Annotated in this window: 19 protein-coding genes; 14 read left to right on the top strand and 5 right to left on the bottom strand. The window is 49.6% G+C overall.

Annotated elements, in window-relative coordinates; translation table 11 throughout:
• Nucleotides 1–130: 130 nt before the first annotated feature.
• From CGZ75_RS11545 to CGZ75_RS11535, 3 genes are read right to left on the bottom strand one after another with little or no spacing between them, the layout of a single operon-like run.
• A complete protein-coding gene (locus CGZ75_RS11545) occupies nucleotides 131–1,714 on the bottom strand; it encodes a hypothetical protein (RefSeq protein ID WP_089524286.1) in 1,584 nt (527 codons plus the stop codon).
• Between the two features lie 48 nt (nucleotides 1,715–1,762).
• Nucleotides 1,763–3,334, bottom strand: coding sequence for a hypothetical protein (locus tag CGZ75_RS11540; protein ID WP_089524285.1), 1,572 nt, complete (start codon nucleotides 3,332–3,334; stop codon nucleotides 1,763–1,765).
• Nucleotides 3,331–5,079 (bottom strand): hypothetical protein, encoded by a 1,749-nt coding sequence (locus CGZ75_RS11535; RefSeq protein ID WP_089524284.1) that lies wholly within the window; start codon nucleotides 5,077–5,079, stop codon nucleotides 3,331–3,333. The genes CGZ75_RS11540 and CGZ75_RS11535 overlap by 4 nt, the downstream gene beginning before the upstream one ends.
• A 199-nt stretch (nucleotides 5,080–5,278) precedes the next feature.
• Here CGZ75_RS11535 and CGZ75_RS11530 point away from each other — a divergent pair, with 199 nt between their 5' ends.
• From CGZ75_RS11530 to CGZ75_RS11495, 9 genes are all read left to right on the top strand, one after another.
• Nucleotides 5,279–6,952, top strand: a complete 1,674-nt coding sequence (locus CGZ75_RS11530) for a response regulator (protein ID WP_089524283.1) — start codon at nucleotides 5,279–5,281, stop codon at nucleotides 6,950–6,952.
• Complete coding sequence (locus CGZ75_RS11525; RefSeq protein WP_342745662.1) at nucleotides 6,949–8,766, top strand: sensor histidine kinase; 1,818 nt, start codon at nucleotides 6,949–6,951, stop codon at nucleotides 8,764–8,766. Before CGZ75_RS11530 ends, CGZ75_RS11525 begins: the two co-directional genes overlap by 4 nt.
• Nucleotides 8,763–9,716 (top strand): substrate-binding domain-containing protein, encoded by a 954-nt coding sequence (locus CGZ75_RS11520; RefSeq protein ID WP_176444775.1) that lies wholly within the window; start codon nucleotides 8,763–8,765, stop codon nucleotides 9,714–9,716. Before CGZ75_RS11525 ends, CGZ75_RS11520 begins: the two co-directional genes overlap by 4 nt.
• Before the next feature lie 219 nt (nucleotides 9,717–9,935).
• Nucleotides 9,936–10,997 (top strand): galactose ABC transporter substrate-binding protein, encoded by a 1,062-nt coding sequence (locus CGZ75_RS11515; protein ID WP_089524280.1) that lies wholly within the window; start codon nucleotides 9,936–9,938, stop codon nucleotides 10,995–10,997.
• 125 nt (nucleotides 10,998–11,122) lie between these two features.
• The gene (locus CGZ75_RS11510) at nucleotides 11,123–12,616 is read left to right on the top strand and encodes a sugar ABC transporter ATP-binding protein (RefSeq protein ID WP_089524678.1); all 1,494 of its coding nucleotides are present in this window, start codon (nucleotides 11,123–11,125) and stop codon (nucleotides 12,614–12,616) included.
• A gap of 18 nt (nucleotides 12,617–12,634) precedes the next feature.
• Entirely contained in the window at nucleotides 12,635–13,678 is a 1,044-nt protein-coding gene (gene mglC, locus CGZ75_RS11505; protein ID WP_089524279.1) for a galactose/methyl galactoside ABC transporter permease MglC, read from the top strand.
• A gap of 775 nt (nucleotides 13,679–14,453) precedes the next feature.
• On the top strand, nucleotides 14,454–14,717 hold the full coding sequence (locus tag CGZ75_RS24550; RefSeq protein WP_141136725.1) for a hypothetical protein: 264 nt from the start codon (nucleotides 14,454–14,456) through the stop codon (nucleotides 14,715–14,717).
• A gap of 204 nt (nucleotides 14,718–14,921) precedes the next feature.
• Complete coding sequence (locus CGZ75_RS11500) at nucleotides 14,922–15,842, top strand: amidoligase family protein (RefSeq protein ID WP_089524278.1); 921 nt, start codon at nucleotides 14,922–14,924, stop codon at nucleotides 15,840–15,842.
• A 54-nt stretch (nucleotides 15,843–15,896) separates the two neighbouring features.
• Nucleotides 15,897–16,496 carry a hypothetical protein gene (locus tag CGZ75_RS11495; RefSeq protein ID WP_089524277.1) on the top strand — a complete coding sequence of 200 codons (600 nt, stop codon included), beginning with the start codon at nucleotides 15,897–15,899 and terminating at the stop codon, nucleotides 16,494–16,496.
• Between the two features lie 38 nt (nucleotides 16,497–16,534).
• Here the strand turns inward: CGZ75_RS11495 and CGZ75_RS11490 are convergent, their stop codons facing one another.
• Complete coding sequence (locus CGZ75_RS11490; RefSeq protein ID WP_089524276.1) at nucleotides 16,535–16,837, bottom strand: hypothetical protein; 303 nt, start codon at nucleotides 16,835–16,837, stop codon at nucleotides 16,535–16,537.
• A 175-nt stretch (nucleotides 16,838–17,012) separates the two neighbouring features.
• On the opposite strand from CGZ75_RS11490, the gene CGZ75_RS11485 reads away from it, so the two are divergent.
• The gene (locus tag CGZ75_RS11485) at nucleotides 17,013–18,647 is read left to right on the top strand and encodes a VWA domain-containing protein (protein ID WP_089524275.1); all 1,635 of its coding nucleotides are present in this window, start codon (nucleotides 17,013–17,015) and stop codon (nucleotides 18,645–18,647) included.
• Between the two features lie 126 nt (nucleotides 18,648–18,773).
• Here the strand turns inward: CGZ75_RS11485 and CGZ75_RS11480 are convergent, their stop codons facing one another.
• The gene (locus CGZ75_RS11480; RefSeq protein ID WP_089524677.1) at nucleotides 18,774–19,928 is read right to left on the bottom strand and encodes an MFS transporter; all 1,155 of its coding nucleotides are present in this window, start codon (nucleotides 19,926–19,928) and stop codon (nucleotides 18,774–18,776) included.
• Between the two features lie 288 nt (nucleotides 19,929–20,216).
• On the opposite strand from CGZ75_RS11480, the gene CGZ75_RS11475 reads away from it, so the two are divergent.
• The 4 genes from CGZ75_RS11475 (at nucleotide 20,217) to CGZ75_RS11460 (ending at nucleotide 24,567) form a co-directional block, all read left to right on the top strand.
• On the top strand, nucleotides 20,217–20,798 hold the full coding sequence (locus CGZ75_RS11475) for a TetR/AcrR family transcriptional regulator (RefSeq protein ID WP_089524274.1): 582 nt from the start codon (nucleotides 20,217–20,219) through the stop codon (nucleotides 20,796–20,798).
• Nucleotides 20,799–21,117: 319 nt separating this feature from the next.
• Complete coding sequence (locus tag CGZ75_RS11470; protein WP_217900052.1) at nucleotides 21,118–21,915, top strand: helix-turn-helix domain-containing protein; 798 nt, start codon at nucleotides 21,118–21,120, stop codon at nucleotides 21,913–21,915.
• A 277-nt stretch (nucleotides 21,916–22,192) separates the two neighbouring features.
• A complete protein-coding gene (locus tag CGZ75_RS11465; RefSeq protein ID WP_089522625.1) occupies nucleotides 22,193–23,341 on the top strand; it encodes an IS4 family transposase in 1,149 nt (382 codons plus the stop codon).
• Nucleotides 23,342–23,970: 629 nt separating this feature from the next.
• Nucleotides 23,971–24,567 (top strand): TetR/AcrR family transcriptional regulator, encoded by a 597-nt coding sequence (locus CGZ75_RS11460; protein ID WP_089524273.1) that lies wholly within the window; start codon nucleotides 23,971–23,973, stop codon nucleotides 24,565–24,567.
• Nucleotides 24,568–24,602: the final 35 nt, after the last annotated feature.

Below are 24,602 nucleotides of genomic sequence, written 5' to 3'. Positions count from 1 at the left end.
GCATGCTTTTGAACAGATTTTGCAGCACTTTAAATACGTTAGGCAGCTTCTCCCTTTTCTATAAGTTATTTTCAAATGGAATAAAAAAAGGGCCAAGGCCAGAATATGACTTTGGCCCATCTTTTACCTTTTATGATGAGCTCGGCCCTATCGATATGCCTCCGCTCGCCCAGCCTCGCACCAAACCTCCGGCTGGCGTTCCGGCGCTTAAAACGGTAAACACAAGCACTAAGTGATCCCCTTGGTTTACAGCTATGTTTAGTCCTGTTTTTAAGCCATGTACGGGAGGAGTAGTCTGGGTGATATTTGTCTCAAGGAAATCTCCTACATGGAGCAAGGTAGCGGATAGAGGGCTAACCTGACTCGTTGTGGTGGAATATTTATAAATTTCGGCATAAACCGTAATCGGCTGCTGCAGGACCGAGGTTTGGCTGACATCAATGCTGAAATAAGCGGCAAAAGCGGTAATGATTCCAGCTCCAGCTAGAGGCGTTGTGAAATTGGCCAATTGCGGAGTTACATCAATCGGAGCTCCAAATGAGACAAAATCCTCGCTCTCGCTAAATCCAAAGCCAATAATGCCTGCACTAGTTCCAAAACCGGAAGGGCTGAAATCCAGGTTAACCGCACGATTGCTGGCGATTGGAATAATCGGTCCCACGGAAGTCGGCGGTGCGTTGACCGGCTGAATCGTGATATTTCCGCCGAAAGTACCGGATAAGGTCGCAGGAGTGACCTTCGGATTGGAAGAAGAAATCGTAAACACAAGCACAAGCCGGTCTTCAGCGCTCAAAGGAATGTTGAGATTCTGCATGCTGACCGCGCATGAGATGCCCGCTGTGCTGCCGGATAAGGTAGGAGCTAAAGAAGCAACGGTCCCTGGAATGGCGACTAAAGGCGTATAAAGAGGAGAGCCGGGGAGCGCGCGGCATAGCTGAACCTGAATCGTAATCGACCCACCTGAAATCGTGGTGTTCGCGGGGATAAAACCTGCCGAGAAGGTGACGATTGTACCTTGACGGGGCATGGAAAAGGCAAAGTTATTTCCTCCAACGTTGTTGGCAAGCTCAATGGATACAACTTGCCCGGAGCTAGTCGTCGTGACAGGTATGCTTCCGGATGTGAAGTTGGTAATGGCAATTGCCCCGGTAGCAGGCAAACCGTTCGAGGTGCTTAAGCTGACAGATGCTGGGACATTGCCGCCGTCAAACATAAGAACCGTCCCTGAAATTGCCGGAGGTACGGCGCCTGATACTCCGGCGAGATTTGTTTCGGCCATTCTGATGCGGATCACCCATCCGTCCTTTACTTCGCTGGATACGCAGGCGAGCAGGCTGAGGGCGTACAGCTCCGTCAGCGTTTGACTCGTAGCGGCTATAAGAGCGTCCGACCAATCGTCGGACTGCTCGTAAGCGGTGATGTTCAGTTCCGTAGCAGCAAACAGAGCGGCCTGGTCCCGCAGCGACAGCCTCATCTCTTTGAACAGATTTTGCAAAACTTTGAGTACACTTGGCAATGGCCCGGCAGGAGGGATGAAGGAGTTTGATATGGAGGTGATCAGACCGTCTAGCAAACCCTCGAATAAGTCGGCTTGAGCGGGCGTGAAGATAATAAGGCAATTTTTTCTCGGCGGTTTAGGACAAGGCTTGCAATGATCAAGAGAGTGGGGCTTGTAGGAATGCAGCTTTACGTTTTTATTTAATTCTTCCTTCATGTTTAACTCCTCCTATGTTAGAAATGCTCGTTGTTCACGGTTTTCGGTTCATGAACCGTTTGGAATTACGGAAATTCCTCCGCTCGCCCAGCCGGTAATGCTGTTGGCGATGACTGTGTTGGAAAGGGCGAAAAAAACGAGCAGTATGTGGTCGTCTTCCCCGATCTCAATGTTGAGTCCGCTAACGATGCCGTGGGCTCCGGGCGAATTTGCCGTGTAGGTTCCTTCAGTGAGAGCCGTAAGTCTGACAAGCACGTTGCCAAAAGCTGTAGCAGTCAAATTCTCGTTTGTGTACCGATATAGGAGAGCTTGCACATTGACGGTGCTGTTTGCCGGAATGACCTGGCCGCTCTTTACTCCGAAATAAGCAGCTACGGATGTAATTTTTCCGCCTCCTGGCACAGTGGCGGTGAATTGATTAAACAATGGATTTACCGCAAAGGATTGGGGCAGTGTGACCGATTCGGTTTGGCTGAAGCCAAATGCGACTGCGCCCCCGCTGATCGGAAGCCCGGTTTCATTAAAGCTCAAATCGACGGTTGATACGCTGGCAAAGGGCAGGATTGGAGCATTGGAAGCAGGGGAACTATCCAGCGCAACTGTAAAGCTCGCGCTGCCTGTGCCAAGAATGAACGTAGGCGTTGTGCCAACATTGCCAATCAAGGTAAACACAACAACCAGCCGATCCTCTGCATTTAAAGAAATATTAAGCCCGTTCAGACTGCCTGTGCATGTAATTCCCGATACGCTCCCGGATAAAGAGGGGATGAGCAGTAAGACAGCTCCGGGGATTGTGACAAAGGGCGTATACAGGGATGTAGTAGGAAGAGCCCGGCATAGTTGGGCCTGGATTATAATCTGCTCTCCCGCAACCATAGTCGGAATCGGAGTAAAGCTGGCGGTTATAGCGTTTAGCGTCCCTGATTGCGGCATGGAAAAAGCATAGTTGGTTCCTTCAGAGCCGGACGCCAGCGCAATGGACACGGTGCTGCTGGAGCCATCTGTAGTAACTGGGATGCTTTGGGATACAAATCCTTGGCCTACTACAACTCCTGTGGTCGCGAAGCCTGTGGTCGGATTGAAGCTCAGGCTAATTAGATTCGAACCTCCGTTAAAGACAAGTGTTGTCCCGGAAATAACGGGCGGCACAGTATTTTCGATTCCGGCCAAGTTGGTTTCGGCCATCCTGATTCGGATTACCCAGCCGTCCTTGACGGAGCTGGATACGCAGGCAAGCAGGCTGAGGGCGTACAGCTCCGTCAGAGCCGTCTGGGTTGCGGCGATCAGCGCTGTAGTCCAGCCTTCCGATTGTTCGTAGGCAGTAATGGGAAGCTCGGTGGCGGCAAACAGATCGGCCTGATCGCGAAGAGAAAGACGCATGCTCTTGAATAGATTTTGCAGCTCCTTGAACACGTCGGGCAACGGGCCGGACGGCGGGGTAAAGACGAATTGAATGGAATCGATCAGATCGTCCAGCAGCTCTTCAAAAATATCAGCTTGAAGCGGCGTAAAGCGAATCAGACAGTTTCTAGGCGGAGGATTAGGGCAAGGCTTGCAATGATCTTCGCAATGCGGTCTAAAGGAACGAAGTTCGACTTTGGCAGAGCGACTATCGTTCATAGCAATTCCTCTTCAATTGGAATGGCAGTTGGGAGTGACGGCGAATCCGCCAAGTCGTCTTGATTGTTTGGAAGGGCGGAGACGGCGATCCCTCCGCTCGCCGAGCCGGTGACCGAGTTGGTGCTTCCTATAGAGCCGCTGAAAGATGCGGTGAATACGAGCAATACCCGGTCATTGGGTCCAATTTCAATGTTGAGATCGGTTGCGATGGCATGAATACCCGGAGAACCGTCCGGGTAAGTTCCTGTGGCCAGGCCAGGCATTTGAATGGCGAAGTCGGGAATTGGGCTTGCTGTCATATCCGGGGCAACAAAACGGTATAGCATAACTTCAATATTGAGGAAGCCATTCCCAGTGATGACCGTATTGGCTGGAACGCCGAAATAAACGGCAACAGATGTAATTACGCCGCCCTGCGGCACTGAAGTAGAAAATGGTGTGAATGACGGATTTAAAGTTAACGATTGGCCTGGCGAAGAGGGAATAGATTCGCTGAGCCCGAATCCAATGACTCCCGAACTGGTGGGCGCCCCGTTAGTTGTCGCATAGTCCAAATCAAGCAGGGTAGCACCGGCAAAAGGCAAAACAATTGTTTCCAGAATTTCGAAATTAGGTAGTTCCAGGGTAAGGTTTGCGCCAATAGTGCCGGAAATGGTTGTTGGGGATACATTAGCGCCCGTTGATGATGCTGTAAATAAAATGATGAATCGATCTTCTGCATCCAGAGGAATATTAAGTCCGGTTAAGCTGCCGGCGCATGAAAATCCGGAAATATTGCCGGTCAGAGTGGGACTCATGGGAATGACGGCTCCAGGAACCGGCTCAAAAAACGCATCGGGGGCAGCAGAGGGCGAAGCACGGCATAATTGGGCCTGGATCGAAACGCTGCCACCCTCTATCGTGATGTCGCCCGGAATAAAACCGGCGGAAAAGGCGGTAATCGTGGCCGCTTGAGGCATGGAAAAAGCGTAGTTAGTATTAGGAAACAAAGCAGTCGAAACTCCAACGCTTGAGAGCGAGATTACGGGAATGCTTTCAGAAATGAAGTCTGAGCCCACGATAACCCCCAAATTAGGCAGCCCGGATAAATATTTTAAGTGGGCGATACTCGAGCCGCCGTTAAATGCTAGGAGCGTCCCAAAAATAACGGGAGGAACAAGATTTTCAATTCCAGCCAAATTCGTCTCGGCCTCTCTGATTCGGATTACCCAGCCATCCTTGACCGGACCGGACACGCAGGCAAGCAAACTGAGAGCATACAGCTCTGTCAGCGCCGTTTGAGTGGCGGCGATAAGCGCCGTACTCCAGCCTTCCGATTGCTCGTAGGCGGTAATGGGAAGCTCGGTGGCGGCAAACAGATCGGCTTGATCGCGGAGCGACAGGCTCATACTTTTGAACAGGTTCTGCAGCACCTTGAACACGCTGGGCAGCGGCCCCATAGGCGGGGAAAAGGCAGGCTGAATAGAAGCGATCAGATCGTCCAGCAGCTCTTCAAAAATATCCGCCTGAAGCGGTGTGAAGCGAATCAGACAGTTTCTAGCCGGAGGCTTCGGGCAAGGCTTGCAGCACTCTTCCGTATGAGGTTTAAAGGATCGGAGTTCTGCTTTTTCATAACGCTCATCGTTCATAATAGCTCCTCTCAAAAAAAAGAATTTATGGGCAATTAAAGTAGATGCCCGAAAAAAATCGGGAATAATAACGGTTATGCTGGTGACGCCGATCCGAGAGGCAACCTGTTCATGCATACCTCCTTTAAAAGCTGTATTATTTGTATGTTTAGTCAGGCTTGTTTGAAAACCGAAGATTTGAAATAGCGATGATCGTATAGGACAATCAGGATAAGGACTAGCAATGCGCCCTCATTGTCAATAAGTATGCGTTTACATTGCTAGATGAAGCTGATAGTGTAGTAGTTCTCTATAGATTGTCTGGGGAGTGGATGATATGTATCGCGTGCTGCTGGCCGATGACGAGGCCGACGTAAGAGAGGGGCTGCTGGCGGAAATCGACTGGGAAGCTTGCGGCTTTTCGGTGGTCGGCACGGCTGAAAACGGGCTGGAGGCGCTGGAGCTGGCCGACCGGCTGCAGCCGGATGTTGTGCTGACTGATATCCGCATGCCGTTTGTAGACGGACTGGAGCTGGTGAAACGGCTGCAAACGGAGTTGCCGCTCGCTCGCACCGTTATTTTGACGGGATATGACGAATTCGACTATGCGCGCCAGGCGGTGTCGCTTAGCGTTGATGAATATCTGCTCAAGCCATTCACGGCTGCAAGCCTGACGGAGCTGCTGCTTGGCTTGAAGGAGAAAATGGACCTTGAGCGGGCGGAGCGCGAGGATGCGCATAAGCTGAGGGAGCATTATCGGCTCAGCCAGCCGCAGCTGCAAGGGCAGTTCCTCAGCTCGCTACTGTACCGCCAGTACGACGAGGGGTTAATCCGCAGCCGTGCAGGGCATTACGGCCTGAATCTGGCCGGAGGAGGCTGCTCGGTGTCGATCATCCGGCTGGATTCGCCGGAGGGAGAATCAGCAGGGACGGTGGAGAAGCCGGGAGAGATGCCGACCTCCAGCGGTTCGTTGTCCCGTTCCTCGGATATGGAGCTGAAGCTGTTCGCCATCCTTAATGTAGCAGAGGAGATCTGGGCTTCCCGTGAGGATCGGCTTGCCTTTCTTCATCAGGACAGCATCGTGCTGATGGACTTCGGCGTAGGCGAAGCAGGCTGGCGCGAGCGCTGCCAGGCGACGCTGGAACATTTAGCGCGGAGTGTTGGCTTTTATTTGCGCATGGAAATTATGATTGGGACAGGTCTGCCTAAGGACAGCCTATCCGGCATCAAGGAAGCCTATGAGGAAGCGTTGCTTGCTTTGGATTACCGTATCGTACCCGGTATGGATCGGCTTATTTTCCTGCAGGATCTGGAACGGCGCAATTCCGCGCCGCTGCGTTTTGACGAACTGAGGGAGCAGGCGCTGTCGCGCTGTCTTAAAGTAGGGACGATGGAGGAATTGTCAGACCTGCTGGCGTCGATTTTCGGGGAAATCGGCGAGGGACATACGTATAGCAGCATTCAGCTCTATTTGATGGAGGTGCTGACCTCCGTCTGCCGGACGGCTCAGTCGGCCGGCGTCGAGCTGGAGCAGCTGCTCGGTTCGGATGCGAGTCCCTATGCGGAGCTGGCTCGGCAAAACGGGCTTTCTGAGGCAAAGCGCTGGCTGAAAGAGCTGTGCGTTGCACTCACGGGACATATCGCTGGAACGAGGCAGCATGCCTACAAAGATTTGGTGGAGGAGGCGCTTCGCTTCACGCGGTCCCGCCTCCATGATCCAGATCTGTCCATTGCAACATTATGCTCCCATCTGCATATAAGCGCTGGATATTTTTGCGGCCTGTTCAAGCGCGAGGTCAAGCTAACCTTTCTCCAATATGTGATGCAGCTGCGCATGGAGCTGGCTCAAGAGCTTTTGCGTACGACCGAGCTGAAGGCGTTTGAAATTGCTGAACGGATTGGCTTTTCTGAGCCGAACTATTTCAGCTTTTGTTTCAAAAAACATATGGGAGCCACGCCCAAGGAATACCGCAGCAAATGGAAGGAAGCGGAAACAGGAGCTCAGCCGTGAAGAGGCTGGCCGCCGCAGCTTGGAGCCGCTTGAGGCAAAGGCTTCGCTATTCCCGTTTCAGCAGCATCCAATCCATTGTTGCTTGGTCGTTTTCCATTATGATCGTGCTCACGATCGGCATTGTCGCCTTGTTGCTGCACGAAAAGTTTTCAGCCTCGGCAGAGCGAAGTGCATTCACCTCCTCCGGTCAAATCGTCGCCCAAGCAAGTTATAACCTGGAGGATTACGTGCGAGGATTGTCCAATTTTTATCGGGCCATTGAGAAAAATATGCTCGCCGGGGGGCAGTGGGACGGAGCCGAAGTGGATAAACAGCTCGATACGCTGATGGTTAGCCGGGATGACATTGTATCTATTGCTTTATTCAGCGAGGATGGAGCTCTGCTTAAGAATAGGCCGGCGGCAGAGCTTCGTTCAAGCGCGAATCCGACCGGTCAGGGCTGGTTCCAAGCCGCGATTCGCGTGCCGAATCACCTTGGATTTTCTTTGCCGCATATTCAAAATCTGTACAAAGGCAGCTATAAATGGGTCGTCAGTATGAGCAAGCGGGTTACCGTCATAAGGGACGGACAGCCGCAGGAGGTCATTCTGCTCGTCGACATAAACTTCAAGCAGATTGACGAGCTAAGCAGCCGAATCAGCCTTGCTCGCCGAGGGTATGTCTACATCATCGACGAAGGGGCCGGGAATATCGTGTATCACCCGCAGCAGCAGCTGATGTATATGGGGCTTAAGCGGGAGAGCATTGAGCGCGCGCTCGTCGCGGACGGCAGCTATATCGAGGAGCTGGATGGTGAGCGAAGGCTCGTAACGGTGCAATCCGTAGGCAACATTGGCTGGAAAATCGTTGGCGTCAGCTATATGGACGAACTGATGACGACGCGCGAGGAAGTGAATGCTTATCTAATTCGCGTCGTTGCGGTTGCCTTAATTATTGTGCTGCTTGTTGGTTTTCTCCTCGCCCGGTCGATCATCCGTCCGCTCAAGCGGGTCGAGAAAATGATGCGCTCTGTAGAGAGAGGACAGTTCGACGCAGAACTGCCTGTAGGCGGGCCGCTGGAGGTCGAGCGATTATCGCGGCGTTTTAATCTCATGATCCATAAGATTCGGGGGTTGATGGAGCAGATCGTCGTTGAACAGGAGTCCAAGCGCAAACATGAGCTGGAGGCGTTGCAGGCTCAAATCAATCCGCATTTTCTGTACAATACGCTGAACTCGGTCGTACGCATGGCGGGCATGAGCCGGGGCGAGGAGGTTGTCACGATGATTACTTCCTTGTCCAAGTTGTTCCGCATCAGCCTCAGCAAAGGCAGGACGCTTATTTCCGTACACGATGAACTGGAACATGCGCATCATTATTTGACGATTCAGCAAATGCGCTTCGGACGCAAGTTTAACTTCAGCATTACGGCGACAGAAGAGGCGGGGCAATGTTTGACACTCAAACTGGTGCTGCAGCCTCTGTTGGAAAATTCGATTGAGCATGGCCTGGAATATTCCGTCGACGAAGGGTGCATCGCGGTTGACGCCCGTGTTGAGGATGGTGTTCTCGTGCTGCGGGTGGAAGATAACGGCGTCGGCATGACGCCGGAGAAGGCGGCATCCCTGCTGCGCGGGCCTTCGCTGGAAACCGCCGAGCAGGAGCTGTCGCGAACGGGCAAAGGGTCCGGGGTTGCGCTGCGCAATATTCATGACCGAATCAGACTTTATTATGGCGCTGCTTACGGCCTGGAATTCCAAAGCGAGCTGGAGGAAGGAACGACGGTATGGGTGCGAATTCCGGCGCAGCAGCAAGCGGAGGGGGAACAGCCATGAGATTATTAGCACGAGGTTCGCTGCTTTGGGCGGCGCTTGCCGTCCTGCTGCTGCAAGGCTGCTCTGAGAGAGGGCAGCCGCCTGCCGAAGACGGTATAATCGGCCGAGTTGCCCTAATTGCCCCGCAAATGGATGGAGCTTTGGCCGATTCCATCCGGCTCGGAGCGGAAGCAGCCGCCAAGGAGTTCGGCTGCGAGCTGATTTATATCGAGGAAGTAACGGGACAGCAGAATGCCGCTGAAAAAGCGTTGAAGGAAGGTGCGTCGGTATTGCTGCTTGACCCTGACAGCAGCGGGCAGCTTGAGGCGGTCGTGGAGATGGCGCAGAATAACGAAGCCGCTGTTATTACGTTGAACGATGTTTATCCGGTTAAAGGTGTGGCCAGCACCGTGACGATTAACAATTTAGAGGCTGGCCGGCTTGCCGGGAGCGCAATGGCGGAGCTGCTGCGCGGCAAAGGAAAAGTTGCCTTGCTGGGCTCGGATTCGCGTGCTCCCGGTTATGCGGAGCGAGCTCAAGGGGTGCTGGAGGAGCTGGGCCGCCAGCCGGGCATTACGGTCGACGACGGTTATTCCTGTGGTACCTCCCCGGATGGCTGCGCCGAGGCTGCGCGTCAACTTATCAATGAGGTGGACGGCATTATTGCCGTGCAGGAGCAGGGCGCGCTGAGCGCAGCAGATGAATCGTTACGCCGGGGAGAGGGCTCTCGTATTCGTATCGTCGGGTTTGGCAGCGAAACGCCGCAGCTAGAGCTGCTGCAGGACGGAATTATCGATCGATTGATTGTGCAGAGCGGTTTCAACGCCGGTTACCTTGGCATGAAGCAGGCCGGTATGGTGCTGCGCGGCGAGAAGCCTGAAGTCAAGCTGACGCTGGCAACAAAGGCGGTCACGCCGGATAGCATGTTCTGGATGGACAATCAGAAGTTGTTGTTTCCGTTTGTGAAATAGGCCCGAGAGGGCCTATTTTTCATGATTGGGATCGCTTATGAACATCCTAATAAAAATCGAGCTACTGTAATGAGGAAGATTTCGATAGAACGGGTGAAGATTTTGCATTCGAAAAAATCGTAAGCCCTTTCATAATAAAGACATAAGAACGACGCGCCAATTCGCTCAGGCGGCACGGCGCCAAGTTAACATCATTCATTCTCTGGGGAGGTCATTTAGATGAAAAAACAAGCAATTCTCGCGGCAGCGCTGGCAGCCGTAATGGTAACGGCGGCAGGCTGCAGCTCGGGCAATGGTGGAGGCGACAACAGCGGAGGAGATTCCGGCGGTGCTTCCGGCGGCGGAGAACAGCCGAAAGTCGGCGTTGCCATCTACAAATTCGATGACACTTTCATGACTGGCGTACGCAACGCAATGACGGCGGCAGCGAAGGATAAAGCGGAGCTGGACATCGTAGACAGCCAAAACGCCCAGCCGACGCAGAACGAGAAGGTTGACCTGTTCATTTCGAAAAAATACAAAGCACTGGCTATTAACCCGGTGGATCGCACCGCTGCTGGCGTCATTATTGATAAAGCCAAAACCGCTAACATTCCGGTTGTGTTCCTGAATCGCGAGCCGGTAGCCGAGGATATGAACAAATGGGATAAAGTGTACTACGTCGGCGCCAAGGCTGAAGAATCCGGCACGCTGTCCGGCCAGATCGTCGCCGATTACTGGAAAGCGAATCCGAAAGCAGATAAAAATGGAGACGGTATACTGCAATACGTCATGCTGCAAGGCGAGCCGGGACATCAGGATGCTGAGCTGCGTTCGAAATACTCCATTCAGGCTATTGAAGATGCCGGCATCAAGGTTGAAAAGCTGGAGCAGGATACAGCGATGTGGGATCGTGTCAAAGGCCAGGACAAAATGCAAACTTGGCTGGCAGCACGCGGAGACAAAATTGAGGCTGTGTTGGCAAACAACGACGATATGGCACTTGGCGCCATCGAAGCTCTCAAAGCGGCAGGTTACTTCTCGGGAGATAAATATATGCCGGTTGTCGGCGTAGACGCTACCGCTCCTGCTATCCAGGCGCTGCAAGACGGCACTATGCTCGGCACCGTGCTGAACGATGCCAAAAACCAAGGCGGCGCTACCGTTGCGCTCGCAGCAGCACTCGCTAAAGGCGAAACCCCGACGAAAGAAAACACGGGTTATGACATTACCGATGGCAAATACGTCTGGATCGCCTACAAAAAAATTACGAAAGACAATGTTGCCGACGCACAGCAATAAGCGATTTAACAGAAGGGAGCCCGCAGCCCGGGACGCGGCGGGTTCCTTTTTGCTTCCCGCCTGCGCAGGCGTGGAAAGGATGACATAAAGGAGGCGCAGCGGTGAACACACCTTATCGTCTTGAAATGCGTGGAATATCAAAAGCTTTCCCCGGCGTTTTAGCTCTGAACAAAGTATCACTCCAAGTCAGACCAGGCACAGTTCATGCTCTTATGGGCGAGAACGGCGCGGGTAAGTCAACGCTGATGAAATGTTTGTTCGGCATCTATAAGCCCGACGAGGGCGAGATTTATCTGGACGGCGAAAAGGCCGACATTACGAATTCCCGAGACGCCTTGGCTCTCGGCGTGTCGATGATCCACCAGGAGTTGCATCCCGTACCGTTCCGCTCCGTCATGGAAAATTTATGGCTCGGACGTTTTCCGACTTTTGGTTGGGGGCCGATCCGCTTTGTCGATCATCGTAAAATGCTGCGTGAAACCAAAGCGATTATGAGCGATTTAAAACTGGATATCGACCCGGAGGCTGAAGCTGGCACTCTATCGGTATCCAAGATACAGTCCATCGAGATCGCCAAAGCTGTTTCGTACAATTCTCGAATTATCGTCATGGACGAGCCAACTTCCTCGCTGACCGGCAATGAGGTAGAGAAGCTGTTTGAGATTATTAACGAGCTGCGGGGCCGCGGCGTCTCAATCATCTACATCTCGCACAAAATGGAAGAAATTCTGCGTATATCGGATGATGTGACGATTATGCGCGACGGTAATTATGTGGGCACTTGGCCAGCAGGCGAGCTGACGATGGATATGATTATTAGCCGAATGGTCGGCCGCGATCTTACAGAGCGGTTCCCGGAGCGGACCAATGTTCCGTCCTCAGTTATTTTAAAAGTGGATCAGTTGACCTCTGTAAATCCAATGTCGTTTAAAGACGTCAGCTTCGAGCTGCGGCGCGGCGAGATTCTTGGTCTTGGCGGACTTGTTGGAGCTCAGCGGACAGAGTTGATCGAGTCGTTGTTCGGATTACGCAAATTGGCGTCGGGCAGCATCGAAATCGACGGCCGCAAAGCCAAAATCCGCAATCCGGCCGATGCGAAAAAATACGGCATGGCACTGCTGACAGAGGAGCGGCGGACGACGGGTATTTTCCCGGTACTATCCGTGTACGAGAATACGATCATCGCCAATTTGGGCCGTTACCAAAACATCTTTGGCTTGATCAACGAGGCGAAGGGTCGCCGTGAGGCGGCGGAAAATGTAGCGCGCTTCCGCACAAAAACGCCGGGAGTGGACACCTTGATCCGCAATTTATCCGGCGGCAACCAGCAAAAGGTGCTGCTGGCGCGCTGGCTGCTGACCGATCCGGAAATTTTGTTGCTCGATGAACCGACAAGGGGGATCGATGTCGGCGCCAAGTTTGAAATCTACTCCATCATCGTTGAGCTCGCCAAGCAAGGACGGAGCATTATTATGATCAGCTCCGAAATGCCGGAACTGCTCGGCATGTCCGATCGCATTATGGTCATGAGCGAGGGTAAATTGTCGGGCATCGTGGAAGGTGAAACAGCGACAGAGCAAGAGATTATGAAGCTGGCAGCTCAGCAGCGAATGGCTTAACCGAAAGGAGAATTTACTATGAATGAATCGGCTCAAAAGCCGGCTGGCCGCGATTGGGCGGCCTGGGCTAAGGATTATGCTTCTAAACGAGTTATTTTTCTGGTCCTGATATTACTCGTTATCGTCATTGCCGTTATGGACCCTAATTTCCTTGCTTATTCTACGCTTAAAAATATTCTGGAGCAGAACTCCACCCGTGCAATTATCGCGCTCGGTGCAGGTTTCGTCTTGATTGCTGGAGGCACGGACTTGTCCGCCGGCCGCGTTGTGGGACTTACAGCCGTTATCTCGGCTTCGATGCTTCAGACGGAAAAATACGCTGCTAAGTTCTTTCCGAATCTCGAACAATTACCGGTTTACATTCCGATTATTATAGGCGTTCTTGCCGGTGTTATCGTCGGCGTTATAAACGGTATCATAATCGCGAAATTCAAAGTACCGCCGTTCATTGCGACGCTCGGTACGATGGTTGCGGTATACGGCATCAACTCCCTTTACTTTGATATGGAACCAAACCAATCTCAACCGATCGCAGGATTGCGAAAGGACTTCACGATGTGGGGCTCAGGCTACTTCAATCTGGGCGGCGGTTATACAATCCCGTATATCGTGCTGATTGCCATTGGGGTAGCGTTTATCGGCTGGGGCATTTTCAACAAAACACGGCTTGGCAAAAATATGTACGCGATCGGCGGCAACGTCCAAGCGGCACATGTATCCGGCATCAATGTAGCGCGCAACCTGATCTTCATCTACGCAATTGCTGGTGGTCTGTACGGACTCGGCGGCGTTCTGGAAGCAGCGCGTACCGGCGGAGCAACGAATAACTACGGCAATATGTATGAGCTTGACGCCATCGCAGCTTGCGTAGTCGGCGGTGTGTCCACGGCTGGCGGCATTGGTACCGTTCAGGGCATTATGGCTGGCGTACTGATTTTTGGAGTCATCAACTATGGTCTGACATTTATCGGTATAAGCCCTTACTGGCAGCTGATCATCAAAGGTTTAATCATCGTTTCGGCAGTTGCGTTCGACATGCGCAGATTTGCAGCAAAAAGCTAGTTGAAGCGGAGCAATTGAGCTTTAGATTATCATTTGTTCAGCTAGATCATCCCAACATTAAACAGTCCATTCCACGTGAATGGGCTGTTTTTGTGTTTGGATAGTCTCGTACAAGAGTTTTATGCAACGCTAGTGATTTTGGAGCTATTCAATAGTCAAAAAATATTGTAATAGAGAAGTAGTTTCTTCGTTCTGGATAGAAATCTCCCAATCCCTTGTAAAGGTCTTTGTGTAAGAATACGAGACAAAGAGGGTAGTTCATAATACCTGTTTTAAATTTTAGAAATCAAAAATTAGGTATAATGGATCAGGTTATATATGTAATTATATTAATTTAATACACATATATAAGACTTATCATCACTTCATACCTTAGGGTAGAACTACGATTTTCACGAAAATGGATTTATTAAAATTAAAAAAAGTTTAAATAATACCAAATTTTTGTATACTATAAATAGAGTGTCGATTTGGCGATATTACCCTAATATTGTAATAAAATTTTAAAAAAGAAGGGGAGAGAATTTTTGTGAAAAAGGATATACACAATCAGTTGGTTATCTTCGTCCTTTTTCTGTACATAACCTTTGATCGTTTTTTTATCAAAAACGAAATTTTGTTGGAGATAGCGCCTGTTGTTGCTTTTTTCATCATATTAATTTTGTTCCTTATGAAGAGATATAGAAAAGAAGAAGAATAGCCTCTAAAAAGGAGAAAAACTTATTATGAAAAGTTTCTTGAATAGCGCTAAAGTTTATAGTAACTATTATTTCACTTGAATCTGAATCTGACCAATGCCAGTAACGTGGTCGTGACGGGCAACAAGTTTCTGCGTACGCATTTGGACACTCCGAACAATAATGGCGCTGATAAGGGAATAGACGCAAAGTCCGTCATCTGGGTGAAAAATGCGATGAACGTGACGTTTACTACTAATACGATTGATCGTATGGGGCCGTTTTCTAGCTTTGCTGTCAATGTGCAGCCGCCGACTAGTGGAATTAATGGAGTCAATACAGGAGTCACCGTTGTTAATTAACTTTGATGATCGGAGGTTGAAATTAAGCTTTAAGAGAGGATGAATATGGTAAAATAGCGATAAACCTGTGTAAAACAAGAAAGCCATTTGAATTTTGAAAAGGAGACTATTTCATGAACAGAGACAAGGTTCCCCGTTAGTCCCGTGCTCCTCCTCCCTTAATTGAATCGAGGTTGTTCTAAAATAAGGGAGGAGCGATATAAGATGAATTTGCTTGAAGATTGGAAAACGCTGCGCTTCGGAGTAGAAATCGAGTTTATTGGCGGCGAGCCGGAAAAGCTGGAGCTGCTGCCGGGCTGGAATATGGCGCTGGACGAAAGGCAGATTGATGAGAGCGGGGCGGAGTCAGGAAGCGAGTTGCAGGCGCCGCCGCTTCGCTGGGAAGAACGAGACCAGATCCGCGAGATGCTGGAGCGGCTGCGGCAGCAGGGAGCAACGGCCAATTGGAGCTGCGGACTGCATGTGCATGTTGAGTTGGCTCGATACGGCGAGTCGATCCTAATTCCGCTGCTGGAGGCTGCTTTGCAGAGTCAGCATGCTTTAAGTACTTTGCTGGATATGAGTCCGCATCGTCTCTTATTTTGTCCGATGCTTCCTGCGGATAGAGTAGATGAGTTCCGTTTAACCGGGGATCCAGCGGCAATTCGAAACAGCGGTCGACCGCAGTCCCATCGATTCGGCGTCAATATTAGGCCATGGTTCGAGATCGGAACGGTGGAAATTCGCTTTGCAAACGGCTCGATGGAAGAGGAAGAGGTTGTTCGTGTAGTTGAGCTATGTCTTCGTTTCGTAGCGGCCGTCGGAGCTGGAATTAAGCTGCCAGATGAGCCAGTTATGCTGGCGGCGGCTTTGGGCGCGCCTTTTCAAGGATACCCGACTCGTACTGATCCGCCCCGCTGGCAGCAGGAACGAATATGGCTGGAGGAGCTGTTGATTCCGCTTCTGGCCCCGCTGGTAGAACCGCTCGTTCCAGGCGGAGAAATCCATCATATTGTTCCTGAACCCGCAGGCATAGCCGTTTATGTGGAGGCGAAAGATGACTCTTTGAGCCGGTTTCATTTTCGGCCAGTGTCGGGAAGTTGGGAGCTGTGTCCTGAAGTGGAGATCGATGAGAGCCTGGGTTGAAGGAAAAGCGGGGACCTGACCTGGGATTGAAAAACTTGCAGAGGAGTGGAGTGAATGGAGATTAGGAGCATTGAGTCCTCGCTAGAAAAAATCCGGCAAGAGATTCTGCTACAACGGACTGGGAATCGGCTGCCACTCGGTCCTGTCGGAAGTGCGGACAGCTCCGAGCTGGAGGCGCGGCTGGATAAGGTATCAGCCGATTTGCAGGAGCTCCAGCCACTTTTGGATCAGGAGCTGGACCGTCGACAGAGAATGTTGGGGCTAGTTTCCGGGTTGTATCTGCGGAACGGCAGCCTGGACCGCTCTCATGAGCTTTCACAGGAGTTGGACAGTCGTGAAGGCAGCTATTTGCACGGCATGATGCATCGGATAGAGGGTGACTATTCCAACGCCAAATACTGGTTCCGTCTCGCTGGCGCACATCCGTATGCGGAGGAGCTCCAGCGTCGGGCAGTGGAGCTCGTTGAAGGAACACCAGAGGCTGACGCAGCTTTGCTGCGTAAGTTGAAGCGAGAGCCGGAGTGGAATGCAGCGCTGTTTTCAGACCTCGCCGCTGCCTCGGCCTTGACCGGACATAACAGTTTGGACACGACGCTGCTAGAAAAGCTGCATTCGTTGGAGTTGGAGCTTCTTCTTGAGCATTTGTCGCGTTGAAGGGTTTACGATTCGTTAGATCTGAGATACAAGCTAAGCTATACTCCAGCAAGCTCGCCATCGCCGCGCAACGCGGCCGCATGGCGGGCTTTGTTGGCGTGGAAATAAGCAGTTCCAGCCAGATTTGCGCCGTCCTTTGTGATTGCGTGAATTTCTACCTGAATATTAGAAGCGGTGTAGAAATAGTCCAACAGATCCTCATCCGCGATTCCGTTTATATCAACATACCATAACCTAGAGCCAGCCTCCGTCACGAGCACAAGCTCAGCGGACTCCATTCGCAGCTCTCGGGTCCAGCTTTCATGTGTTAGTTCCAGAGAAGCCAGTTGATAGATTTCCATTTCTTAAAACCCCTCCGTATTTCTTACTTTGGTCATTCAGAATCTTTTCCGATTGTACGGGGAGCTTGTCTATAATGCAACATTTGCACATCTCTCCACGTCACACTCATCAACATACAAAACAGGATGAATTATCCATATGTAACGTTTAATTACTCAACTGAGGAGGGAAGGGATGGAATTAGAAGGGCTTCAGAAGGTGAACAAGCCAGAAATGAAGCGACTGAGAAGGGGATCACGAAATAGGAGGAGAAGGGATTTTTTCCATCCAGCTATGGAAAACGGCTTACGAGCCGCGTTGATGCTTGGCCTAATTGTATTGGCTGCAGCAGCTTCTGGTTGTGGCAACGAGAATGTCGTTGGGGACAACGAAAATTCTTCAAAACTCGGACAGACTGAAGCAGCTTCTGAACTGCCATCAGCTAAAGGAGATGGAAACGGCAAAGGGGCTGAGACTAACGGCGCTGCCTTAGGAGAAAGCTACGCGCCTGTTGGAGCAGAAGAGATTCGCGTATTTAATGGAGCAGTTGGAGAAAATCTTGCACCTAGTGGAACAGAAGAGAGCAATGGCTTTACTGGGGAAAACGACGAGGGTTCGAAGCCAGCTAAAGGCAGCGAGGACCGCAGCTTTCACAAGCCAGAGATACAGCCTCAGCAACCGAAGCCGCAAGCAGGCATGCTGACAGCAGGAGAATGGGATGACCATTTCTCATGGAATAACTGGTTGAAGTTGATGCGAGATGGGCGTGGAACTAGAATGACGCAGGCTTGGGGTTTCGAGTCCTATTTTCGCTTGACGGTGGAGCTGACGAATGGCGGTGAGCCCGCACGCGATGTGGAAGTACAGCTGCAATGCAAGAGCACCAAGGAGTGGACGGCACGTACGGACAGTTCGGGAATCACGTATCTATTTGCCTCGTTGCTCGGTGGCGGAGAAATGTCTGGGCAGAGCGGCAAACCGAATCCCGAGCCTGCGAAGCCGGACTCGTCCGAGCAGAAAGACCCCCAAAGTTCCGTAGAGAATGCAGAACGGAGCAAACCTTCGATTCCACAAGATTGTACGATTCAAGTACCTGCAGATAAAACAGATTTGTCCTCTTACGTTGTTCAGGATAAGGAATGGAACGGGGAAACGATAAAAATCAATGTTGCGGGCAAGCTGACGCAGCCGAAAAAAACACTGGACCTTATGCTGGTTGTCGACACGACTGGCTCGATGGCAGATGAATTGAAGTATTTGTCCGAAGAACTGACGAATGTTGTGTCCAGCGTTAAAATGAAAAATGGGCAGAATCTGAATATCAGGATCAGCCCGAATTTTTATCGTGATGAAGGGGATGAATACGTCATCCGATCGTTCCCGTTCCAGGAGGATGCGGCAAAGGCGCAAGCTCAAATCGCCGCGCAGGAAGCCGATGGGGGCCAGGATTATCCCGAAGCGGTTGATGCAGCATTGTTGAACGCTATCAACGAGCATGACTGGAACGCAAGCGCCACGGCTAGGTTGATGCTGCTTGTGCTCGACGCTCCTCCTCATCGCGGCCAAAAAGAGCTGGAACGTATTGGGCAGATGACACAAACCGCTGCGGAGAAGGGGATTCGCATCATTCCAGTCGCTGCCAGCGGCACGGACCTGGAAACGGAGATGTTAATGCGCTCTATTGCCATTGCCACCGGCGGAACTTATGTGTTTCTCACAGATGATAGCGGCATCGGTAACAGTCACAAAAAGCCAGAGGGCATCGAGCCGCAGATTATGCCGCTGAACGACTTGCTCGTAGGGTTGATCAGCGGTTACGTATCACCATAGATTGGTGTATCTTTGCTATACAGCATTACGCCTCAAGGGGGCAGTCAATGAACAAAACAGATCGTTTATTAGCCATCGTGCTAGAGTTGCAAGGCAGGCAAGTGGTGCGTTCCCGACGCAATACTTTCATTTAAGGCGATGGGTCAATGCCCAGAATAGAAGAGCCAAAGCACTGACAATTGCACCTAACAAGCAAACTCCATTCCAGCCTGAGTAAGCATAGATACTGGTGGATGCGATTGACCCGGTGGCGCTACCAATGGAATAGAAAATCATGTAACCAGCAGTAAGCCTACTGCGTGCCTCAGGGCGCAAAGTAAGGATCATGCTCTGATTAGTGACATGTACGGCTTGTACTGCCAGGTCAAGAAGGATAATGCCGACGATTAATGCGAGAAGCGAATGTTGAGTATAACTTATTGGCAACCATGATATAAGCAGCAAAATTAATGCCACGCCTGTGGTCTTCTGCCCTAAACCTCGATCGGCAAGACGACCTGCTCGTGCTGCTGCTAATGCCCCAGTAACTCCAGCGAGGCCAAAAGCTCCAATCGCAGTATGTGAAAGAGAAAGCGGTGGAGCGCTGAGAGGCAGCACTAGGGAAGTCCATAATATACTGAAAGCGGTAAAAATCATCAGGGCTAGTGTACCACGGATTCGCAGAATTCGTTCTTGTGCGAACAACGTGAGCAGCGAACGAATCAACTGTAGGTAGGATAATGATTCTCTTTTGTGCTCATCATGCGGCAACACCCGAAATAATACACAGGCCATGATTAGCGTTAATACAGCAGAGACAAGGTAGACAGAGCGCCAACCGGCTAAATCCGTTAATACGCCAGCGAAAGTTCGCGCCAGTAGAATACCAATTACAATTCCACTTGTCACAACACCCACGGCACGCCCACGTTCGGCTGGGGCAGCCAAAGTTGCCGCGAACGCAACGAGCGTCTGTGTCACAACGGCAAACAATCCAACCGCAGCTATGCCTATGAATAACACCATGCTGGTGGGGGCGGTGCCAACCACAATTAAAGCCAACACGGATACTAACATCTGTCCAGTGATCAGCCAACGTCGATTTAATAAATCTCCGAGGGGCACTAACAGTAGCAGTCCAAGTGCGTAACAAACTTGAGTGATTGTAATAATAATGCCGACGGATGAATGAGTAATACCGAACTCGTTTGAAATAGCGTCTAGCAACGGTTGCGCGTAATATATGTTGGCGACTGCCAGTCCGCAGGCGATTGCAAATAAGAGTGCAACCTTGCGAGACATTAAAGATGTGGGCACTGATTCTGATGTTAGGAGCGCTTCTTGAGCTGGTTCAACGTGTTTGTCTGTATAATCCACGGTAATGACTTTCGGTTCTTCAACAAACTTCCTCAAAGGTGACGCCTCCTTAGAATAAATAAAATACCGTTTGGTATGAAATTTATTGATAAATATAACTCTGGAAAAAGATAACTGTCAAGATCATCTTGTAAGGACTTAATATTATTGACAGTATGATCTTCATACAATAAAATCATAATGTACCGTTCGATATGAAAATAGGGGGTTGCTATGGCTCGACAACGCGAATTTGATGAGGAAAAGGCATTGGATGCAGCTATGCAACTATTTTGGGAAAAAGGGTTCGAAGCAACCTCTTTAAGCGACTTGACATCAAGAATGGGCATTCAGCGTCCAAGCATATACTCCACCTTTGGAGACAAAAAAGGATTATTCGAAGCTGCGTTACGAAAATATACGAGTTCCCATGCTGCCTATGTTCGCACCAATCTTCAAACTAATTCTTCTGTTAAAGAGGCATTCCGTGCCTTTTTTGAAAATATGGTGGCAAAAGAATATGAGGAAAGTCCGAAACGGGGGTGCTTTTGCATCAATTCGATGGTGGAACTTGCGCCTCATGATGAGAAATTTGAAATTCTCACAAGAGAACATCAGATGTATCTCTCGGTAATATTCCAAGAAACGATTGAACGAGGTTTACGCTCAGGTGAGCTTGATCCCGGTATTAACGCAAAGGGTTTAGCGCAGACGCTACTCATATCGTTAATAGGACTTACCGTGTTCATGAAATCTCGTCCTGAACGACCATTTGTTGATAATTCTGTAAAAGAAATACTTACATTGTTAAGATAGAGAGAAGTTCCATTAACAAAGCCACTCCATTGTCTGGAGTGGCTTTGTGTCTATATAGAAATGTGAATTTATGGTCTAATCGAACTCCTCTTGCGCTCCGGCCCCCGTGAAGAACCGGTTTTTAAGCTAACTGGAGACCAGGTTGAATTCCCCTCAACTATAAGTAGGAAAAATCAACTTGTGGTTGTATATATAAAGCACACCTCTATACCCCAAATATTCCCATGGAACTATAATCAAAACGAAAGCGAGGGAATCCGGTTTAACCGCTCCCTAGAGCGTTTTAAGATTACTAGTCTTGAAAAGAGGTGTTTTGAGATTGGCTAATGTAACGGGGATGGGAAAACGAATCGTTGTACTTCGACATCGCAGAGGGATGACACAGGAACAACTAGGACAACAATTGAATGTATCAGGTCAGGCTGTTTCAAAATGGGAAAATGGCGATTCCCTACCGGATACTACGCTCCTAGTAAATCTTGCTCTGGCTCTTGAGTGTACAACTGATTTTTTACTTGGGGCTGACAAAATTGGTGGTATAAATCGCTATCTCCCATCTCTTGAATCTGAAATGCGGGAGCTGGAACCAAGCAGAAAAATCGATTTAGCCTTTAAACTCTTTCATTTAATTGATGACATGTCTTTGGAGCCTAACAAAACAACATTAGAAAATGACTCTACTGAACTGGGGTTGCCTTTTGTACACGCAGGTCCTGATGGGGCCACAGTTTGGTGGAGGGGAAAGTTTTTTTGTAATGTTTCTATCGAGGCCTTAAGGGAAACTGAAACAATTTGGAAGGACCAGTCGTTACCATTCGACCTATTCCCGGAAGAATGGGATTCTCTATTTACGGCTTTGTTTACCCAAAAACATTATTTTGCTTCAGATATCGCGATTAGCGAAAGTTCGTTAAAAAACGATTCCGCATTGGATGCTGATTTTGATCTAACCGTAAATAAACTGATTGACTTGGGTCTTTTAGAGAGGGGTAAAGGAGGGTTTAAGGTAGGAATAAAAGTAGAGGTACTTCTTCGATTGTTAGGGGTCCTTCTTATAACTATTGGTAAACCAGGCATTACTTCCCAAATGTGTACGTTCAAAAATATAGAAGAGTAAGGATATTTTCTGGTACACTATACGGAGCTTGCAGCTATGGGGCTCCTATTTTCGTTTTAAAACTTGCCGTTACAGACATTGCGGAGAACCTTATCACAAGTGATGGTACACAAAATCAGAAAAGAAATCGTATTTGATAGTAGATATCACTAGCGTTGCATAAATGTTTTCGAAACTTTCGAAATATTGAGTTATCTCATCGTACATGCACAAAAAAATCCTTTACAATAGATATGGGAGGTAGTACCTGTCCATAATCCACTGAAAGGATTAGCGCATGGATAAGGATACCCTATTTTCTTCATTTGGTAAATGGATTGCACCCATTTTTACGAAAACGTTCACAGATCGAATCGCCGAAACTCGCCAGGATGCGTATGTTAAAAAGCTCACGACGACTGCATATCTCAAGCTGTTTTTGCACGCTCAACTGCATCAGCGGGAGGGCCTTAGGAGCATTGCAGATGATTTGCTGAGTCAAGCCTTCCAGCACGAACTCGGATTTGAGTCCATCTCGTCCAGCCAACTTTGCCGGAAAAACAATGGGGTCGATCCGGAGCTGCTTCGGCATGTTTTCGAGCAATTGGCCAAGAAGATCGTATCGAAATACACGGCTCTTGGAGACCGGCATGCGATCAAAATCATCGATTCTACGACGGTTTCGCTTTGTCTGCAGACGTATAAGTGGGCGCAATTTCGCAAAACGAAAGCGGGCATCAAGCTTCATCTGCGTCTAGCTTTTGTTGGCGAAGACGACGTTCTTCCTGAATTCGCGACGATTACACCCGCCAAGAAAAATGACCGGACCCAAATGGACTCGCTCATCGATGAGGAAGGCGTCACTTATGTGTTTGACCGCGGTTACGTGGACTACAAGGCGTTTGACTCGTACAGTGAGCGCGGGATTCATTTCGTGACACGGCTGAAAAACAACGCTGTTATTGAGCCGATCGAGTCATTTGAGATCCCAACTGGCAGTTTGGTGACAATGGACGAACGTGTACGGATCGGCTCCTCACAAAAGCGAGCCAAACATGAATTCCGCATGATTGAAACTTCCGATTCAGAGGGAAATCAGCTGATTCTCGTTACGAATCATTTTGATCGGACAAGCGATGAAATTTCGGCGATGTACCGGAGCCGTTGGGTGATAGAAACGTTCTTTAAATGGATGAAGCAGCATCTGCGAATCAAGCGGTTTTACGGAACAAGTGATCGTGCTGTGCACAACCAGATTTGGATCGGGCTGATTGCCTTTTGCCTGCTGGTGCTGGTGAAACAGGACACGAAGACGCCACATTCTCTGCTGCAGTTAAGCCGGTGGCTAAACGTATTGTTGTGGAAACCGAGTGAGCACTGGCTGAATCGAATCCATCGTCCACCGAGTCGGAAGTCAACGGGTCGTAAACGAAGCGAATCGTCGTAATCGCAAGAGCCAGAAAACAGGTTTGTCGGAACTCATTTCGTATATACATAAATTACCAAATGGACAGAGCTACCTCTAAGGAGAGTTCGACCTTTTGGTTTTGTTGACATCGATAGTGTGTTTGAATATTCAATTTATTTTATAGTGAAGGTTTATGCAACGCTAGTGAGTAGATATATTGGCAGATTAAACAATAGTGACTGTAAGCGTCAAACCCAGCACACCTTCAACATTAAGTGTAGAACCGTACCACAAATAGTGGTAAAGCGGAGAGTAAAGGTAGTCGTAAACCTAAGGGACTTAGTATCGAAGTAGGTGTATGATATAACACGTTATTAAAGAAATGGCCGAATAAATCTGGAAGTAATCAATATATCGAAAGCAGAATAAATCGATTGTAGCCGTGCGAAGGATCATCCGTACGGTTAAAAAAGCTATTCCGACGTAGAAAGGTCGAGTGTCTTGTCAGAAGGCGTCGAAGCGGCTGCCTGCGGCCACGCCCTTTGGGGATATAAAAAGGTGATCATAGGTAAAGTGCTGAAGCACCGACAATCAGGCCGTTGAATTCTTAACTATCGTTGCAGCTTTTCGTTGTTTGCCCTATGATAAAATTAAAAGGGGCACTGAAGGTGGCAAGAACAAAAGCATTTGATACGAATGAAGTACTACATAAAGCCATGAGCGTCTTTGGAAGCCGGGGCTATGAAGGAACCTCGCTGCCAGACTTAATAACTGGGCTGGGTATTGCCCGCCAGAGTATATATGACACATACGGCACTAAGCGTGATTTATTCCTTACGGCGGTCAAATACTATATGGATCAAAAAAATCATGACCTGCAGCAACTGTTGGATCAGCCGGGAACGGTCACTGACAAAGTGGAGCAGGCTTTCTCCACGATGATTAGGATTCTCACAGACCCGGAGTTGCGGCAGAAATGCTTCATCATCAGCAGCGCGATTGAGCAGGCACTTCATGACGAGGAGTTGGCTGCATTTTTACATGCGAATACCGAACAGGTAGAGCATGCTTTTTATACGATGCTGGAAAAAGGGATGGAACAGGGAGAATTAAGTATAGAATTGAATATCAGAGACTTGTCCCGGTTTCTTGCGAATGAAAGAATAGCCTTGGTATTTGCGGCAAAGCTAGGAATGGATGAACAGAAATTGGTCAGTATTAAGCAGATTGTGCTGTCCATCATGAAGGCAAGTAAAGTAAATTGAGTTGTATAAAAAGAAGGGCTTCCCCTTGTTCATCT

Source organism: Paenibacillus herberti (assembly GCF_002233675.1).
In the GTDB taxonomy this organism is placed as follows: domain Bacteria; phylum Bacillota; class Bacilli; order Paenibacillales; family Paenibacillaceae; genus Paenibacillus_O; species Paenibacillus_O herberti.
Note: the sequence above shows the minus strand (reverse complement) of the source record. Positions and strands in the feature narration are given on the sequence as shown.